Origin of the sequence: Streptomyces sp. HUAS YS2 (assembly GCF_033343995.1) — a bacterium.
Taxonomy (GTDB): domain Bacteria; phylum Actinomycetota; class Actinomycetes; order Streptomycetales; family Streptomycetaceae; genus Streptomyces; species Streptomyces solicathayae.
Genome location: NZ_CP137573.1, coordinates 4,666,189 through 4,682,507 on the forward strand (window position 1 = coordinate 4,666,189; position 16,319 = coordinate 4,682,507).

The 16,319-nt window shown below is 71.6% G+C and carries 16 protein-coding genes and 1 tRNA gene; 13 read left to right on the forward strand and 4 right to left on the reverse strand.

The window, feature by feature from the left end; all coding sequences use genetic code 11:
• The first annotated feature begins 17 nt into the window (after positions 1-17).
• The 7 genes from R2D22_RS21660 to R2D22_RS21690 all read left to right on the forward strand — a co-directional run bounded on the left by R2D22_RS21660 (position 18) and on the right by R2D22_RS21690 (position 4,208).
• Positions 18-674, forward strand: a complete 657-nt coding sequence (locus R2D22_RS21660; RefSeq protein WP_318106171.1) for a DUF2637 domain-containing protein — start codon at positions 18-20, stop codon at positions 672-674.
• A gap of 15 nt (positions 675-689) precedes the next feature.
• Positions 690-881, forward strand: coding sequence for a mobile element transfer protein (locus R2D22_RS21665; RefSeq protein ID WP_318106173.1), 192 nt, complete (start codon positions 690-692; stop codon positions 879-881).
• A 19-nt stretch (positions 882-900) separates the two neighbouring features.
• Entirely contained in the window at positions 901-1,056 is a 156-nt protein-coding gene (locus tag R2D22_RS21670; RefSeq protein WP_318106176.1) for a hypothetical protein, read from the forward strand.
• 14 nt (positions 1,057-1,070) lie between these two features.
• Positions 1,071-1,388, forward strand: coding sequence for a SpdD-like protein (locus R2D22_RS21675; protein ID WP_318106179.1), 318 nt, complete (start codon positions 1,071-1,073; stop codon positions 1,386-1,388).
• A gap of 92 nt (positions 1,389-1,480) precedes the next feature.
• Positions 1,481-2,872: a replication initiator protein RepSA gene (gene repSA, locus R2D22_RS21680; protein ID WP_318106182.1), complete on the forward strand. Its 1,392-nt coding sequence runs from the start codon at positions 1,481-1,483 to the stop codon at positions 2,870-2,872.
• Positions 2,869-3,057, forward strand: a complete 189-nt coding sequence (locus tag R2D22_RS21685; protein ID WP_318106185.1) for a helix-turn-helix domain-containing protein — start codon at positions 2,869-2,871, stop codon at positions 3,055-3,057. The genes repSA and R2D22_RS21685 overlap by 4 nt, the downstream gene beginning before the upstream one ends.
• Complete coding sequence (locus R2D22_RS21690; protein ID WP_318106187.1) at positions 3,057-4,208, forward strand: tyrosine-type recombinase/integrase; 1,152 nt, start codon at positions 3,057-3,059, stop codon at positions 4,206-4,208. Before R2D22_RS21685 ends, R2D22_RS21690 begins: the two co-directional genes overlap by 1 nt.
• A gap of 71 nt (positions 4,209-4,279) precedes the next feature.
• On the opposite strand, the gene R2D22_RS21695 is transcribed toward R2D22_RS21690, so the two are convergent.
• Positions 4,280-4,352, reverse strand: a tRNA-Arg gene (locus tag R2D22_RS21695).
• A gap of 168 nt (positions 4,353-4,520) precedes the next feature.
• Between R2D22_RS21695 and R2D22_RS21700 the strand changes: the two genes are divergently transcribed.
• A complete protein-coding gene (locus R2D22_RS21700) occupies positions 4,521-6,185 on the forward strand; it encodes a class I adenylate-forming enzyme family protein (protein ID WP_318106189.1) in 1,665 nt (554 codons plus the stop codon).
• Positions 6,186-6,392: 207 nt separating this feature from the next.
• Here the strand turns inward: R2D22_RS21700 and R2D22_RS21705 are convergent, their stop codons facing one another.
• Positions 6,393-7,664, reverse strand: coding sequence for a M6 family metalloprotease domain-containing protein (locus R2D22_RS21705; RefSeq protein WP_318106191.1), 1,272 nt, complete (start codon positions 7,662-7,664; stop codon positions 6,393-6,395).
• Positions 7,665-7,951: 287 nt separating this feature from the next.
• Between R2D22_RS21705 and R2D22_RS21710 the strand changes: the two genes are divergently transcribed.
• The gene (locus R2D22_RS21710) at positions 7,952-8,653 is read left to right on the forward strand and encodes a TetR/AcrR family transcriptional regulator (protein ID WP_318106195.1); all 702 of its coding nucleotides are present in this window, start codon (positions 7,952-7,954) and stop codon (positions 8,651-8,653) included.
• Positions 8,654-8,777: 124 nt separating this feature from the next.
• Entirely contained in the window at positions 8,778-10,304 is a 1,527-nt protein-coding gene (locus R2D22_RS21715; protein WP_318106197.1) for an MFS transporter, read from the forward strand.
• A gap of 97 nt (positions 10,305-10,401) precedes the next feature.
• On the opposite strand, the gene R2D22_RS21720 is transcribed toward R2D22_RS21715, so the two are convergent.
• Positions 10,402-10,914 carry a MarR family winged helix-turn-helix transcriptional regulator gene (locus tag R2D22_RS21720; RefSeq protein ID WP_411977059.1) on the reverse strand — a complete coding sequence of 171 codons (513 nt, stop codon included), beginning with the start codon at positions 10,912-10,914 and terminating at the stop codon, positions 10,402-10,404.
• A 108-nt stretch (positions 10,915-11,022) separates the two neighbouring features.
• On the opposite strand from R2D22_RS21720, the gene R2D22_RS21725 reads away from it, so the two are divergent.
• Positions 11,023-11,811 carry a dioxygenase family protein gene (locus R2D22_RS21725; protein WP_318106202.1) on the forward strand — a complete coding sequence of 263 codons (789 nt, stop codon included), beginning with the start codon at positions 11,023-11,025 and terminating at the stop codon, positions 11,809-11,811.
• Positions 11,812-12,194: 383 nt separating this feature from the next.
• On the forward strand, positions 12,195-13,244 hold the full coding sequence (locus R2D22_RS21730) for a sigma-70 family RNA polymerase sigma factor (RefSeq protein ID WP_318106205.1): 1,050 nt from the start codon (positions 12,195-12,197) through the stop codon (positions 13,242-13,244).
• 182 nt (positions 13,245-13,426) lie between these two features.
• On the opposite strand, the gene R2D22_RS21735 is transcribed toward R2D22_RS21730, so the two are convergent.
• The gene (locus tag R2D22_RS21735) at positions 13,427-14,389 is read right to left on the reverse strand and encodes a helix-turn-helix transcriptional regulator (RefSeq protein ID WP_318106207.1); all 963 of its coding nucleotides are present in this window, start codon (positions 14,387-14,389) and stop codon (positions 13,427-13,429) included.
• A gap of 62 nt (positions 14,390-14,451) precedes the next feature.
• Between R2D22_RS21735 and R2D22_RS21740 the strand changes: the two genes are divergently transcribed.
• Positions 14,452-16,056: an MFS transporter gene (locus R2D22_RS21740; RefSeq protein ID WP_411977060.1), complete on the forward strand. Its 1,605-nt coding sequence runs from the start codon at positions 14,452-14,454 to the stop codon at positions 16,054-16,056.
• Positions 16,057-16,319: the final 263 nt, after the last annotated feature.

Sequence of the window (16,319 nt, forward strand, 5' to 3'; positions counted from 1 at the left end):
AGAAGGGAGGAACTGCGATGCGCGCGACGTTCCGGCCGGATGCCGTCCTCGTGCAAGCCGTGATCGCCGGTGCTCTGTCCTTCGCCCACCTGCACGACCTCGCCGCGGCTGCTGGGCAGACCGGATGGAAGGCGTGGGCCTACCCGGTTTCCGTCGACCTGCTGCTCGTCGCTGCCTGGCGTCGGCTGCGGACGCTTCGCGAGAGCGGTGCCCCGACCCGATCGGCCTGGAGCTGGTTCGCGGTCGCCCTGGCCGCGTCGCTCGGCGCCAATGTCGCCACCGCCGGCCTCCTCGACCTCACGGACGTCCCGGACTGGCTGCGCATCCTCGTCGCCGGATGGCCCGCTCTCGCCTTCCTCGGCGGCACTCTCCTCGCCCACAACCCGTCCACCCTGGAAACCGCGGCCATCCCTGAGCCGCCCGCTGTCGCGGCCGTCGTCGAGCGCGAACCGGAGACTCCGCCAGAGCTGCCCGCCGTCGAGCTGGCCCCGGCACCCGAGCCGATCCCCGCCGCGCCTGCCGTGGCAGCGCCGCCGGCGCTGGTCGCCCATGCCCGGAAGGTCGCCGCCGACCACCACGCCCGGACCGGCTCACCGATCGACACCGACACCCTGCGCGCCCGACTCGGCGTCCCGGCCCTCATGGCCGACGCCATCGCCGCCCAACTCGCCTGACAGGAGGTGACTCCCATGCCCGCCCGCGACCTCTTCCACTCCGTCATGCGGATCGGCCCCGTGCAGATCGGCACCCACCGCGACCGCCACGGCCGCACCAAGCACGCGGCCGTCTGCACCGCTGAGGACTGCGGCTGGTCCTCGGACTACTCCAACCAGTCCGCCGCCCAGCTCGCCGCCCGCACTCACCGCTGCGACCCCCGCTGACACCGAAGGAGACCGCGTCATGGACGTCCCGCTCTGGCTCGCCCTGATCGTCGTCGGTGCGCTCGGGATCAAGCTCATCCGCCCGCCCTGGTGGCTCGTCGCCGTGATCCTCCTCGGCGGCTACCTCCTCGCCGACAGCGTCCTCGCCCCCGCCATCGACACCGCGATCAACTAGGAAGGAGAACCGCCGTGTTCCGACCCCGCGTCCCGGTCAATCCCCTCCCGGCCGGCCTCGTCACCCCGCTCGTTCAGCCGGTCCCCACGGCCGACATTGAGCCGCACACCGCCACGCAGCCGACTCCACTCGCGCCTCGCGTCCAGGTCCCGGCCGTCCGCCTCACCCCGACCGGCCTCGTCGCCGTCGTCGCCGGCGGTGCCGGACTCGTCCTCGTCGTCGGCGCGGTCCTGGTCTCGATGCTGCTCGCCGTTGCCGTGAGCGCCGCCTCGGTTGCCGTCTGCGCCGTCGTCCTGCGCTCGCTCCTCAACGCCGAGCACAACCGCCACTGACCGGCCCCCGGGCGGCCTCGATACCGCCAAGCATCCGCCGCCCGGGAGCCGTGCCCTTCACAGTCCAGAGAACCGAAAGGAACCCGCCCATCATGACCGCCCCCGCGACCTTCGCGGGCCTGGACCCGGCCACCCTGAGCGACATGCTCCGGGTGGCCAGGACTCCCGGCTTCGACCGCTGGCGCGAGCAGATCCACCGCACCGGCGGCTGCTCGAACCCGATCCACCTCCAGGGCTGGACGCTGACCCGGGACAAGACCAGCGGCGAGACGCTGCACCGCTACTCCACCGACGCCGAGCCCGGCGGACGCCTCCGCATCGCCTGCGGCAATCGCCGCGCCTCCCGCTGTCCCGCCTGCGCCTGGACCTACGCTGGCGACACCTACCACCTGATCCGCGCCGGCCTCGCCGGGGACGACCGCCGGGACATCCCCGCCGCCGTCCGCGATCACCCCCGCGTCTTCCTCACCCTCACCGCCCCGTCCTTCGGCCCGGTCCACAACCGGCCCGATCCCCGGCCCTGCCGCTGCGGCACCCACCACCCCGAGGACGACCCCGCCCTGGGCAACCCGCTCGACCCGGACAAGTACGACTACGCCGGGGCCGTGCTCTTCAACAACCACTCCGGACAGCTCTGGCAGCGCTTCACGACCCGCCTGCGCAGGGAGATCGCTGCTTCGGCCGGGCTGTCGCAGCGGGAGTTGAAGGAGGTCGCCCGGCTCTCGTATGGCAAGGTCGCCGAGTTCCAGAAGCGCGGGGCCGTCCACTTTCACGCCGTGGTCCGCCTCGACGGTCCCGACGGCCCCGGCACCCCGCCCCCGGCGTGGGCCACCACGGAACTTCTGACGAACGCCATTCAGGCCGCCGCCGCGCACTCGTACACGACCGTCACCGTCCCCGCCGGCGGCGACCAGCCTTCCCGCCGCCTGCGCTGGGGCACCCAGCTCGACATCCGGCCCGTCAAAGCCTTCGGCGACGGCTCCGACATCACAGAACAGGCCGTCGCCTCCTACATCGCCAAGTACGCCACCAAGGCCGCAGAGACCACCGGCAGCCTCGACCGTCGCATCGGCAACCGCGAGGCCCTCTTACTCCTCGGCGTCCCGGACCACACCCGCCGCCTCGTCGAAGCCTGCTTCGACCTGGATTTGCTTTATCCCGAGCGCCGACTCACCGCCTGGGCCCACATGCTCGGCTTCCGCGGCCACTTCTCCACCAAGTCGCGCCGGTACTCCACCACCCTCACCGACCTCCGCCAGACCCGCGCCGACTACCGCGCCGCCCAGGAACGCACCGCCCGCGGCCTCGACGACATCGAGCCGGACACCGTGCTCGTCCTCACCGACTGGCAGTACGTCGGACAGGGCCACACCCGTGGTGAGGCCGTGCTCGCCGCGTCCATCGCCCGCGACATCCAGATCAACCGGGAGACCGCCCGCGAAGCCCTACGTGACCAACTCGCCCTGGAAGGAGCCGCAGCATGACCACCGCCACCGCCGAGCTGCTGACCGTGCCCGAGGTCATGGTGCGGCTCAAGGTCGGACGCTCCACGGTCTACGACCTGATCCGCTCGCGTCGTCTCACCTCGATCACCATCGGGCGGTCCCGGCGCATCCCCGCTGACGCCGTACGGGACTTCATCGATGACCAGATCGAGGAGGCCGTCTGATGGCCGCCCAGCGCAAGCGCAACCCCAACGGGGCCGGCACCATCACTCAGCGGAAGGACGGCCGCTTTCAGGCCGCTGTCTACGTCCTTCAGCCTGACGGAACCCGTGCTCGTAAGTTCGCCTACGGCAAGACCTGGGCCGAATGCGATGCCAAGCGCCGGGCCCTCCTCGACAAGGTCGACCAGGGCGTGCCCGTGCCCACGAGGTCGGCCAAGCTCTCGGAGTGGCTGCCGTATTGGCTCGACAACGTCATCAAGCCGCGCCGCAAGCTCAGCACGTACGACAAGTACGAGGCGCACGTGCGGCTTTACCTCGTCCCGCTGATCGGCACAAAGCGGCTGGAGTCCCTCGGCGTCGCCGACGTCCGGCGCTTCCTCGTCCAGCTGGAGAAGACGACCACTGCCGCGACCGCCAAGGAGTCGCATCGCGTGCTGCGCACCGCGCTCTCCGCCGCCTGCCGCGAAGAGCTGATCACGCGCAACGTGGTCACGCTCGTCGAGCCGCCCCGGCCCAAGGCCCGCGAGCTGAAGCCCTGGTCCCTGGACGAGACGCTCGACTTCCTCGCCGCTGCCCGCCGGGACCCGCTGTACGCGGCCTTCGTCCTCGCGATCGCCATGGGTCTTCGTCGTGGCGAGCTGATCGGCCTTCGCTGGGTGGACCTCGACCTCGACAATCGGGTGCTCTATGTCCGGCAGCAGACCCAGCGCCGCCGGGGCGTCCTGTACGACGACGATCCCAAGGGGCGCCGCCGCCGGGCCGTGCCGCTGCCCGCCATGTGCATTGCCCCGCTCCGCTGGCACCGGATGCGGCAGAACGACCAGCGAACCAAAGCGGGGGAGAAGTGGGAGGAAGGCGGCTACGTCTTCACCACGCGTACCGGCCGACCCGTCGAGCCGCGGAACGTGTACCGCTCCTTCACCCGCGTCGCCGACTCTGCCGGCCTCCGGGTGATCCGGTTGCACGACGCCCGGCACGGCTGCGCCACGCTGCTCACTGCCGCCGGCGTCGCGCCTCGCGTCGTGATGGAGATCCTCGGTCACAGCCAGATCAGCATCACCATGGACGTGTACACGCACGTCGTCCAGGACACGCAGCGCGAAGCCATCAGTCACATGGACCGGCTGCTCAAGAGGCGTCCCGGCCGTCCCTGACCGCCGCCGTTGATGTCAGCCGTGGATGTCAAAGGCCACCTACCAAGATCGGTAGGTGGCCTTTTCGCTTGTGCCCCCGGCAGGATTCGAACCTGCGACACCCGCTTTAGGAGAGCGGTGCTCTATCCCCTGAGCTACGAAGGCGTTGCCACGGTGGTGGCGGGGTGGTGGGTCGGCCGGTGAGGGCTGGGCCACCGCCGACAGTGTAGCGGGTGGGGTGAGGTGTGCATCTGGGTTGTGATCAGGTGCCTCGGTGCCTTGTCAGCTCTGGCCGGCGGTGGCGCGATTTCGCCGAGGGTAGGGTGCGTGGGCGTGAATGCGAACGTGGGCGGTGACGGTGATGGTTCCGAGTTCGAGCGGGTCTCCGCGCGGCTGACCGCGCCCGGCGCGCCCTTCGCCGTACGGGACGGCCGGTACGTGGACGGGCCCGGCACGCTGCGCGAGTTCGTCGAGGCGACCTGGGCGTTCGGCGACCGGCCGTTCCTCGTCGCCGAGGAGCGGACCCACACGTACGCCGAGTTCTTCGCCGCCGCCTGCGGGCTCGCGCGCCGGCTGGCCGACACGTACGGGCTGCGGCCCGGCGACCGGGCCGTCGTCGCCATGCGCAACCATCCGGAGTGGCACATCGCCTTCTGGGCCACCCAGCTCGCCGGCCTCGTCGCCGTACCGCTCAACGCCTGGTGGACCGAGGACGAGTTCACGTACGCCCTCGACGACTGCGCGCCCGGCGTCCTGCTCGTCGACGGCGAGCGGGTCGAGCGGGTGCGGGCGTGGGCGGGGAAGCACGACGTGCCCGGGATCGTCTTCCATCCGGGGGACGAGGCGCTGCCGCAGAAGTTCCTCGCGTACGTGGCCGACGACGATCCCACCCTCGGGCCTCCGCCCGTCGACGTCCTCCCCGAGCAGGACGCCACGATCATCTACACCTCAGGTACCACCGGCCGGCCCAAGGGCGCCGTCGCCACCCACCTCGCCCAGGTCGGCGCCGCGATCAACCCCCGCTACCTCGCCTCCGCCTCCGCGCTCCGGCGCGGCGTCATCCCCGGCCAGGGGCCCGCGCCCGTCTCGCTGACCACGTTCCCCTTCTTCCACGTCGCCGCCTTCACCTCCTTCTACGCCGTGATGGCCGCCGGCGGCACCCTCGTCCTCATGCGGAAGTGGGACGCCGAACGTGCCCTCGAACTGATCGAGAAGCACCGCGTCACCCACTACGCCGGAGTGCCGACCACCGCCCTCCAACTCCTGGACCTCGTCGAGCGGCGCGGCGAGGCCGGCCGCCTGGCGACCGTCAGCCACTTCAACACCGGCGGCGCCGCCGCCCCGCCCCACCTCGTCGGCCGCCTCACCGCCCTGCTCGGCGAGCGCGTCGAGCCGCGCAACGGCTACGGGCTCACCGAGACCTGCGGCGGCGTGACCGCGAACTTCGGTGCCGAGTACCGGGCCCACCCCGACAGCGTCGGCCGCCCCACGCCCGTCACCGAGGTGCGGATCGACAGCCCGGACCCCGACTCCGGCGTCGGCGAGCTGTGGCTGCGCGGACAGTCCCTGATCCGCGGCTACTGGGGTGACGAGCAGGCGACCCGCGAGGCGTTCACCGAGGACGGCTGGTTCCGCACCGGCGACCTCGCCACGTACGCCGACGGCCGCGTCACCGTCGTCGACCGGCTGAAGGACATGGTCATCCGCGGTGGTGAGAACGTGTACTGCGTCGAGGTCGAGGCCGTGCTGCTCGACCACCCGGCCGTCGCCGACGCCGCCGTCCTCGGCGTCCCGCACCCCCGGCTCGGCGAGGAAGTCGCCGCCGTCGTCCTCCTCAGGGAGGACGCGACGACGACGACCGAGGAGCTGCGGGACCACGTCGGCCGCAGCCTGGCGGCGTTCAAGGTGCCCGCGCACATCCTCGTACGGGACACCCCGCTGCCGCGCAACGCCGCCGGGAAGGTCCTCAAGCGGGAGCTGCGGGCCGCGCTCGGGTGAGTCGCGTGGGCCGCGCTCGGGTGACGCCGGGGCCCGCGCTCAGGTAAGTCGCGTGCCGTGCTCGGGTGCCGCCGGGGCCGCGTTCGGGTGAGCCACGTTCGCCGCGCTCGGGTGAAGCGCGGCCGCGCCCGGGCGACGCCGGGGGCAGCAGCTCGGGTGAGCCATGTGCCCGCGCTCGGCCGGAGCCGGGGTGGCACCCGGTCGCTGTCACGAGCGCGTGACGCGGACCCGGAAGCTGCCGTCCCCCTCCTCCTTCACCACCGAGATCCGGATGCCGTTCGCCCGGTCCGTGAACGACTCGCCCGGCCGGAACGGCGCGTCCGACAGTTCCGCGTGCACGTTCGGCCGTCGCGTGCAGCCGCCGCTCTCCCGGTCGCTGTCCGAGACGCTGATCGGCCCGTGCCCGGTGTCCACGTCCGACTCGACCCGGTAGACCAGGACGCCCGGCTCGCAGACCGCCTCGTCGTTGCCCTCCCGGGTCCGGACCTCCACCGCGTACCCGGACCGCTCCGACAGCGGCACGAACGCGAGCTTCGGCCCGCCCGCGACCGCCAGCGGCGTCAGCACGTACTCGCTCGCACCGGTCGTCGAGGCGCACCGCACCTGGTCGTTGTCGAGCCAGCCCAGCTTCCACTTGTGCCAGCCGAGCAGGTCGTTGTTGGCCCCCCAGTCCTCGGACATGATGTCCCAGTGCCCGACGGTCCCGCCGCCGTCCACCGTGTACAGGTCGGGCAGGCCGAAGACGTGGCCGTTCTCGTGCGGCAGCACCCGGTAGCCGGTCTCGTCGTACGACCCCGAGCCGTCGTCCTGGCGGCTGTAGACGAAGGACGTGTTCGAGAGCGGGACGCCGTCCGCGTACGGAGCGTCCTCGTTCCCGGAGAAGGTGACGGACAGGACGGTGTCCAGGGCCGAGGGGCCGGCGTTCGGCGTCACCAGCACGTTGACCAGGTCGTACGCGCTGAAGTCCACCTCGGGGTCCGCGGCCTTCACGATGTCCTCGACCAGCTTGCGGTAGCCCGGCTCGTACGGCGAGCCGCGCTCTATCCCGTACGAGGCGAACGGCATCGGCATCCGCAGCCACTCGGACAGCGGGGTCTCCGGCTGGTACGTCAGCCGCCCGTACGAGCTGACCCGGAACCAGTCCGAGGTCTTCGGGAAGAACTCCCGGAACCGGCTCATCGCCGTTCCCTCGCCCTCCGCGTCCGGGAAGTCGATCATCAGGTTCAGCGCGCGGACGCGTCCGGTGGAGCGTACGTAACCCGGGGCGGTCGGCAGTCCCTCCGACATCTGCACACCCAGCGCCGTCGCGATCCGGCACGGCCCGAGCTGGGCGTCTCCGGGGGCGGCCGGGGCGGGGCCCGCGGAGGCGGGGGCGGGCCCGGGGAGGGTCGCGCTCGCCGTCGCCAGGGTGGCCAGTGCGAGCGCCCCGGCCACGGCCAGGGCGAGGGGTCTGCGTATCCGCCGGCGGGTCTGCTGCATGCGGTCGCCTTCGGTGCGCGGCAGCCGGCCGGGTCCGTACTGCGCTGTTCGATCAGCGTGTGCCGGGTGGTCGGGGGGCGCGCGCCGGGTGGCCCGATCGTGGGTATCGCGGGGCGGGGGAGGAGTGGTGGAGGGGTGGGGGAGCGGTGCGGGAGGGGGCCCGAGGGGTGGCGTGGCGCAGGTCACATCGCGCACGTGAAATAACCGGGGACCGGGTCCCCGTTTACGCCTGTGTTCGAGGAAGTGGGGACCGCGTCCCCGGATCACCTTCGTCAGGAGTGAGTGGCGTGAACAGCACCGCCGACACCGCCGGTACCGCCTGCGCCGCGCCCGCACGTCGCGTCCCGCGACCGCGGGCCGACGCGCTGCGCAACCGGGAGCGGATCGTCACGGCGGCCCGCGAGATGTTCGTCGAGTTCGGCCCGCAGGTGCCGCTCGACGAGATCGCGCGCCGCGCCGGCGTCGGCAACGCCACCCTCTACCGCAACTTCCCCGAGCGCTCCGACCTCGTCCACGAGGTCGTCCTCTCCGTCATGTCCCGCACCACGGACCGGGCGGACGAGGCGGCCGCGGAGGAGTCGGACACCTTCGAGGCGCTGCGCCGCTTCACGCATGCCGCCGCCGACGAGCGGATCGGCGCCCTGTGTCCGATGCTCGACGGCACCTTCGACAAGGACCACCCTGAGCTCCTGGCCGAACGCGTCCGCCTGGAGGAGGCCGTGCAGGGCCTCGTCGACCGTGCGCAGCAGGCCGGCAGCCTCCGCGCCGACGTCGCCGTCGGAGACCTGTTGGTGGCCCTCTCCCAGCTGACGCGCCCGCTGCCGGGCAGCGCCTGCCTCGACTTCGACCAGTTCGTCCACCGTCATCTGCAGCTCCTCCTCGACGGGCTGCAGGCCCCCGCGCGCTCCGTGCTGCCGGGCTCGGCGGCGACGCTGGAGGACCTGCGCCGCCGCGACGCGGACGCGCGCCAGGGCGAGGGTGAGGCGTGATGTCCGCCTAGAGCCCCGTCCGCCGCGTCGGCGGACCCCCTACTTCAGTACGTCAGCAGCAGTACCTCAGCAGTACTTCAGTACGTCCTTTTCTTCGCTTATGCACCAAGAGGTGGCTACCCCCATGTCGAAAACGCCCGATCCCAGCCGCTGGAAAGCGCTGGTCTTCATCGCCCTCGCCCAGCTGATGGTCGTGCTCGACGCGACGATCGTGAACATCGCGCTGCCCTCCGCCCAGCAGGACCTGGGGATCTCGGACGGCAACCGGCAGTGGGTCATCACCGCCTACGCCCTCGCCTTCGGCGGCCTGCTGCTCTTCGGCGGCCGCATCGCCGACCTGTGGGGTCGCAAGCGCGCCTTCGTCGTCGGTCTCGTCGGCTTCGCCGCCGCCTCCGCCCTCGGCGGCGCGGCGACCGGGCAGGCGATGATGCTCGGCGCCCGCGCGCTGCAGGGCGCCTTCGGCGCGCTGCTCGCCCCGGCCGCGCTCTCCCTGCTCGCCGTGATGTTCACGGACACCCGCGAGCGCGCCAAGGCGTTCGGCATCTACGGTGCCATCGCCGGTGGTGGCGGCGCCGTCGGTCTGATCCTCGGCGGCTTCCTCACCGAGTACCTGGACTGGCGCTGGACCTTCTTCGTCAACATCCCGTTCGCCGTCGTCGCCGCCCTCGGCGCGTACTTCGTCATCCGCGAGCCGGCCGGCGGCCGCAACCGCGCGCCGCTCGACATCCCGGGTGTCGTGCTCTCGACCCTGGGTCTGGTGTCGCTGGTGTACGGCTTCACCCGCGCCGAGTCCGACGGCTGGTCGGACCCGACCACGATCGGCCTGTTCATCGGCTCCGCCGTGCTGCTCGCCGCGTTCGCGCTCACCGAGGCGAAGGTGAAGTCGCCGCTGCTGCCGCTGCGCGTCGTCACCGACCGCAACCGGGGCGGGGTCTACCTCTCCCTCGGCCTCGCGATCATCGCGATGTTCGGCCTGTTCCTCTTCCTGACGTACTACCTCCAGGTCGTGAAGGGGTACTCGCCGGTCAAGACGGGCTTCGCCTTCCTCCCGATGATCGCGGGCATGATCACCGGCTCGACGCAGATCGGCACGCGGCTGATGACGCGGGTCCCGCCGCGCTGGCTGATGGGCCCGGGCTTCCTGACCGCCGGTGTCGGCATGCTGCTGCTCACGCAGTTGGAGGTCGGCTCCTCGTACGCCGGTCTGATCCTGCCCGCGCAGCTGCTGCTGGGCCTGGGCATGGGTACGGCGTTCATGCCTGCCATGTCGCTGGCGACGCACGGCGTCGACCCGCGGGACGCCGGTGTGGCCTCCGCGATGGTCAACACCTCGCAGCAGGTCGGCGGCGCGATCGGTACCGCGCTCCTGAACACCATCGCGGCCTCGGCGACCACCGCGTACATCGCCGACCACGTGGCCGGCGCGACCACCCCGGCCGCCCAGAAGGTGCTGCAGCTCCAGGGCATGGTCGAGGGCTACTCGGCGGCGATCTGGTGGGCCGTCGGCATCCTCGCCGTCGCCGCGACGATCGCGTTCACGTTCATCAACACCGGGAAGCCCGGGTCGGGCGGGGCGGCGAGCCCGGCCGCCGGCTCCGGTGAGGGTGCGGGCGTCGAGGACGAGGTGAAGATCCCCGTCGTTGCGCACTGACGGCTGAAGACTGACGGCTGAAGACTGACGGCTGACGGCTGACGGCTGACAGCTGACGACCGGGCGGTGGCCGCCTGATGTGATCTGCCCTGGTTCCCTAGCGGAGCCAGGGCAGATCCGCGTCCGGACCCGTCGGCTGCAGAGCCTCCGCCATCACCTTCATGATCGCGCCGAGCTGTTCCACCTGCTCCGGGGAGAGCCGGTCGAACAGCGCCTGCCGTACGGCGGCGACGTGGCCGGGGGCGGCCTGGCTCAGGACCTCGTACCCCTGAGAGGTGAGGTGCGCGAACTGGCCGCGCTTGTCGGACGGGCAGTCCTCGCGGGTCACCCAGCCGTTCTTCTCCAGGCGGGCGATGGCGTGCGAGAGCCGGGAGCGGGTGATCTTGGCGCTCTTGGCCAGCTCGGTCATCCGCATCCGGCGCCTGGGCTCCTGGGCGAGCTGCACGAGCAGTCCGTAATAGACGTGCGGCATCCCGGCGTCGCGTTGCAGCTGGCGGTCGAGGTGGTCCTCGAGGAGGGTGGTGGCGTGGAGGTACGCACGCCATACGTGCTGTTCCTCGTCGCTGAGCCAGCGAGGCTCTTCCTGGGATGCGGTGGTCATGTCCCCCATCGTACGACTCATTCTTGAAAGTTGAACTACATCGGGTCTAAGCTCGTCACGTCAGGTGAGCTTGAATCTTCAAGTTCCATTTCCTCCCCCGGGAAGGAGGCGGTCGCGATGGACGCCCCGCTGGAACGGATGCCCGCCCTCTACCTCTCCCACGGCGCGCCGCCGCTCGCCGACGACCCGGTCTGGCCAGGCCAGCTCGCCGCCTGGTCGGCCGATCTGCCCCGCCCGACCGCGATCCTCATGGTCTCCGCGCACTGGGAGGAAGCCCCGCTCGCCCTCGGCGCGACCGAGACCGTCCCCCTCGTATACGACTTCTGGGGATTCCCCGAGCACTACTACCGCGTGCAGTACGCGGCTCCCGGCGCGCCCGCGCTCGCCGAATCCGTCCGCAAACTGCTGCGCGCCCCCGGCGTGCCCGTCCAGGACATCCCCGACCGCGGGCTCGACCACGGCGCGTACGTCCCGCTCGTCGAGATGTTCCCGGGCGCCGACATCCCCGTACTCCAGATCTCCATGCCGACCCTCGACCCGCAGAAACTCATGGAGATCGGCCGCACCCTCGCGCCGCTGCGCGACGAGGGCGTCCTGATCGTCGGGAGCGGCTTCTTCACCCACAACCTGGCCGCGCTGCGGCACACCGGCGGCGGCGTGCCCGGCTGGTCCGCCGAGTTCGACGACTGGGGCCACCGGGCCCTGGAGGCGCACGACGTCGACGCGCTGCTCGACTTCGAGCACAAGTCCCCGGCCGGCCGGCTCGCCCACCCGCGCACGGAGCACTTCGCCCCGCTGTTCGTCACGCTGGGCGCGGCGGAGGCGGCGGGCGACCTGGACGGCGGGCGGAGCGTCATCGACGGCTTCTGGATGGGGCTGGCGAAGCGGTCGGTGCAGTTCGGGTGACGGAGGGGGCGGAGGCCGTGGTGCGCCGTGCGGGGCGTGGGGGCCATGCGGGTCGAGTGGGCCGTGCGGGGAGGGTGCGTCGTGCGGGCAGGGTGCGTGGTGCGGGTCTCGCCTGGGTCGTACGGGCAACCGGCTGTAGTCGTACGAGCAACCGTATGAAGGCGGGTCGCGTCCTCAAGGTTGGCAGTGGCGTCGAGGGAGCCGCCTGACCTGCACCTTCGCCCGTTCCGACGGCCTCGGCGCGCCCCGTGGCGGCGCAGGATACTGCATGATCGCGAAAATCGATGCGCCCAGTGGGAATTCTGTCCTGATTCCAGTCGTTGTTTCCGTCGGATGCAGGGCACCCGAAAGGGTGTCGCGGCCTACTCAGCAAGGGAGCACGCATGGCAACCCGTGCCGTCGCCCGTCGTCAGTCGTCCGCCACGAACAGCACCACCGGCACCACCAGCAGCACCAGCACGAAGAGCGGCGCGAGCGGACGCAGCCGGGCGAGCAGCGTTCGCGCCGTGGGCGGAGAGATCGCCGACCGCGACCTGGTCGGCATGTACCTCGACGAGATCGCCCGGACGCCGCTTCTCGACGCCGCCAAGGAGGTCGAGCTCTCGCAGACCATCGAGGCGGGCGTGTACGCCCGGCAGATCCTCGACGGCGAGGTGGAGAGCAAGGGCGGCGACGCCTCCCGCGAGGAGCTCGAAGCGCTGTACGCGGAGGGCGAGCGTGCCAAGGACCTCTTCATCAAGTCCAACCTGCGCCTGGTCGTCGCGGTCGCGCGGCGCTACCCGCGCAGCGGACTGCCCCTGCTCGACCTGATCCAGGAGGGCAACGCGGGCCTGGTGCGTGCCGTCGAGAAGTTCGACTACGCCAAGGGCTTCAAGTTCTCCACGTACGCCACGTGGTGGATCCGCCAGGCCATCACGCGGTCCATAGCCGACCAGTCGCGCACCATCCGGCTCCCCGTCCACCTCGTGGAGGAGCTCGGCCGGATCCGGCGCGTGCAGCGCGAGTTCAACCGGGAGCACGGCCGTGAGCCGGAGCCGGCGGAGGTCGCGGAGGAGCTCGGTTCGACCCCCGAGCGGGTCACCGACGTCCTGGACTGGGCGCGCGACCCGGTGTCCCTGAACATGTCGGTGGACGACGAGGGAGAGACGCAGTTCGGTGACCTCCTGGAGGACACCTCGGCGGTGTCGCCGGAGCAGTCCGTACTCACGCTGCTGCGCAGCGAGGAGCTCGACGACCTGATCGACAAGCTCGACAACCGCACCGCGTCGATCATCCGGATGCGGTACGGCATCGAGGACGGTCGGGAGCGCACGCTGACGGAGGTCGGCAAGGAGCACGGCCTGACGCGCGAGCGGATCCGCCAGATCGAGAAGCACGCGCTCCTGGAGCTGAAGAAGATGGCCCACGACACCGGCTTCGACGCGGTGGCGTGACGGCGCGGAGGCCCGGACCCTGACAGGTCCGGGCCCGCTCGCACCTCAACGGGGCTCCTCAGCCGTGCGCGCTCGCCGTCGCTGAGCCGTGCGCGCCAGCCGTCGCTCTCAGTCGGGCGGGCCCGCAGAGCCATGGACGCCGCTGAGCCGCGGTCGCCGTCGCTCGGTCGTGCGCGCGCCGTTCAGCCGTGCGCGCTCGCTGCCGCCAGGCGGGACGCCAGGTCCTGCGTATAGGTCAGCAACGCGTCCGGCGCCTTGATCGTGAACGGGGCGTCGACCAGGGCGAGCCGGAGCGCCAGCCACTCGACGGAGTCGTTCGTGCGCGTACGCAGCCGGCAGGTGCCCTCGCCAGTCGGGGCCGGAGCCAGATGCGCCGGCAGCCGGGCCGCCACGAACGCGGCCGGCGCCTCGAACCGTACGTCCAGCTCCACGTCCGGCTGGGCCCGCGACATCGAGCGGGTCAGCAGCTGCGCCGCGTCCCCCGCCGGCAGCTCGCGCGCCGTGAACCGTGCCCCGGTCGGGAACGGCTCGCTCACCCGGTCCACCCGGAACGTCCGCCAGTCCTCCCGCCCCAGGTCGTACGCCACCAGGTACCAGCGCCGCCCGGTCGACACCAGCCGGTACGGCTCCACCAGGCGTCGGCTCTCCGCCCCGTCGCCCGCCCGGTAGCCGAACCGCAACCGCTCCTGGCCGGTCACCGCACCCGCCAGCGCCGTCAGCGTCTGTGGGGCGACGGTCGCGCCGTCACCCCTGGTCAGAGGGATCGTCGCGTTCTGGAGCGTGGAGACCCGGTGCCGCAGCCGGGACGGCAGCACCTGCTCCAGCTTCGCCAGGGCCCGTACAGAGGCCTCCTCCACGCCCTCGATCGCGTGCCCGGCCCCCGCCCGCAGGCCGACCGCGATGGCGACCGCCTCCTCGTCGTCGAGGAGCAGCGGCGGCATGGCCGTACCCGCGACCAGGCGGTACCCGCCGATCGCGCCCTTCGTCGCCTCCACCGGATAGCCGAGGTCCCGCAGCCGGTCGATGTCCCGCCGGATGGTGCGCGGAGAGACCGAGAGTCGCTCGGCGAGCTCACTGCCCGGCCACTCGCGTGGCGTCTGCAGGAGCGACAGCAGATTCAGAAGTCGTGCCGGGGTGTCCGTCATGCGTTCCAGGATGCTGGTTAATTAGGACGTGACCTGACCTACATCGGTCCTACTGTCCTCTCATGAGTTCACACGACGCCGCCGCGCAGGCGGCCACCGAGACGGCCGACGCGGCGACAGGCGAGGCGACGGCGCCCGCCGAAGGGGCCGAGGACCGCAGGCGCTGGATCGCCCTCGCCATCGTCATGACCGCCGCCTTCATGGACCTGGTCGACGCCACGATCGTGAACATCGCGATCCCCAGCATCGAGCGGAACCTCGACGCCTCGTTCGGCGCGATCCAGTGGATCACCGCCGGATACGCGCTCGCGTTCGCCGCGGGCCTGATCACCGGCGGCCGCCTCGGCGACATCTACGGCCGCAAGCGGCTGTTCCTCGTCGGCACCGCCGGCTTCACCCTCGCCTCCGCGCTCTGCGGCTTCGCCGCCGGGCCGGAGATGCTGGTCGCGTCCCGCCTGCTCCAGGGCGCGGCGGCCGCGATGATGGTCCCGCAGGTCCTGTCGATCGTTCACGTCACCTTCCCCGCGCACGAACGCGGCAAGGTGTTCGGCATGTTCGGCGCGATCATCGGCCTCGGCGCGGTCTCCGGCCCGCTGCTCGGCGCGCTGCTCACCCAGTGGAACCTGTTCGGCCTGGAGTGGCGGCCGATCTTCCTGATCAACCTGCCGGTCGGCATCGCCGGCCTGATCCTGGGCCGCAAGTTCATCACCGAGTCCAAGGCCCCGAAGGCGCTCCGCCTCGACCTCGTCGGCGTGCTGCTCGTGACGGTCGCGCTGCTGATGCTGATCTACCCGCTGACCCGCGGCCGCGAGCTGGACTGGCCGCTGTGGGGCCACCTGATGATGGCCGGCAGCCTCGTCGTGTTCGGCGCCCTCGTCGCGTACGAGAAGTACAAGACGAAGAAGGACGGCTCGCCGCTGGTGGAGCTGAGCCTGTTCCGCGTGAAGAGCTTCGCGGCGGGCATCGCGGTCCAGCTGACCTTCGGCGTCGTGATGGGCGTGTTCTTCCTGGTCTGGACGCTGTACATGCAGATCGGGCTCGGCTGGAGCCCGCTGAAGGCGGGCCTGACCGGCGTGCCGTTCTCGATCGCGGTCTCGGCCGCGGCCGGCATGTCGGTGCAGAAGCTGGTGCCGCGCTTCGGCCGCAAGGTGCTGCAGGCCGGTGCGCTGACGATGGCGACGGGCGTCCTGCTCTACATCTGGGAGGCCGGCCGGTACGGGACCTCCATCGCTCCCTGGCAGATGACGCTGCCGCTCGTGGTCATGGGCGTCGGCATGGGCCTGATCGTCGCGCCGCTGACGGACGCGGTGCTGTCCGACGTGCCGCGCGAGCACGCCGGTTCGGCGTCCGGCCTGATCAACACGACCGGGCAGATGGGCAACGCGCTCGGACTCGGTCTGGTGTCGGTCGTCTTCTTCGGAGTGATCGACGAGAAGCGGCTGCAGCAGATGCCCGCCGAGGTGGGCACGGCGTTCGCGGACGCCTTCCAGAACGCGCTGGGCTGGGTGGTCGCGGTCCTGGCGGCGATCTTCCTGGTGATGTTCGCGCTGCCGGCGAAGCCGAAGCAGCACATGGAGGGCGCGGACGCGGGAGACGACTCGGCGGAGGACGCCGGGGATGCCGGGGACGCGGGCGAGCCGACGAAGGAACCGGCACTGGCAGGCTGACCGGCGGCCGGGTGACTGCGGTCGGCTGCCGGCGGTCGGCGGACCGGCAGGCGGTACGGGCCCGAAGGGGCCGGGGCTCGGGGCCCGGGGGACACGTCCCCCGGGCCCCGAGCCGTCTCCGTCTCCGCTTCCGTTCGCGACCGTATCGGCTTCCCCATCAGCCGATCGGTTGACTCTCGCGTCCCCCGGCGGGCGCGCCGACGGGAGCCTGCAGGCCGACCGTACGAGGCCCTGGGCGGCACCAGGATGGATGTCAGAGCGGG

Bases quoted from the DNA above. Each gene is read 5' to 3' on its own strand.
- R2D22_RS21665 (WP_318106173.1), top strand. From the start codon at position 690: ATGCCCGCCCGCGACCTCTTCCACTCCGTCATGCGGATCGGCCCCGTG.
- R2D22_RS21715 (WP_318106197.1), top strand. From the start codon at position 8,778: ATGTCGAAAACGCCCGATCCCAGCCGCTGGAAAGCGCTGGTCTTCATC.
- repSA (WP_318106182.1), top strand. From the start codon at position 1,481: ATGACCGCCCCCGCGACCTTCGCGGGCCTGGACCCGGCCACCCTGAGC.
- R2D22_RS21690 (WP_318106187.1), top strand. From the start codon at position 3,057: ATGGCCGCCCAGCGCAAGCGCAACCCCAACGGGGCCGGCACCATCACT.
- R2D22_RS21735 (WP_318106207.1), bottom strand. From the start codon at position 14,389: ATGACGGACACCCCGGCACGACTTCTGAATCTGCTGTCGCTCCTGCAG.
- R2D22_RS21705 (WP_318106191.1), bottom strand. From the start codon at position 7,664: ATGCAGCAGACCCGCCGGCGGATACGCAGACCCCTCGCCCTGGCCGTG.
- R2D22_RS21660 (WP_318106171.1), top strand. From the start codon at position 18: ATGCGCGCGACGTTCCGGCCGGATGCCGTCCTCGTGCAAGCCGTGATC.
- R2D22_RS21730 (WP_318106205.1), top strand. From the start codon at position 12,195: ATGGCAACCCGTGCCGTCGCCCGTCGTCAGTCGTCCGCCACGAACAGC.
- R2D22_RS21670 (WP_318106176.1), top strand. From the start codon at position 901: ATGGACGTCCCGCTCTGGCTCGCCCTGATCGTCGTCGGTGCGCTCGGG.
- R2D22_RS21720 (WP_411977059.1), bottom strand. From the start codon at position 10,914: ATGGGGGACATGACCACCGCATCCCAGGAAGAGCCTCGCTGGCTCAGC.
- R2D22_RS21725 (WP_318106202.1), top strand. From the start codon at position 11,023: ATGGACGCCCCGCTGGAACGGATGCCCGCCCTCTACCTCTCCCACGGC.
- R2D22_RS21685 (WP_318106185.1), top strand. From the start codon at position 2,869: ATGACCACCGCCACCGCCGAGCTGCTGACCGTGCCCGAGGTCATGGTG.
- R2D22_RS21740 (WP_411977060.1), top strand. From the start codon at position 14,452: ATGAGTTCACACGACGCCGCCGCGCAGGCGGCCACCGAGACGGCCGAC.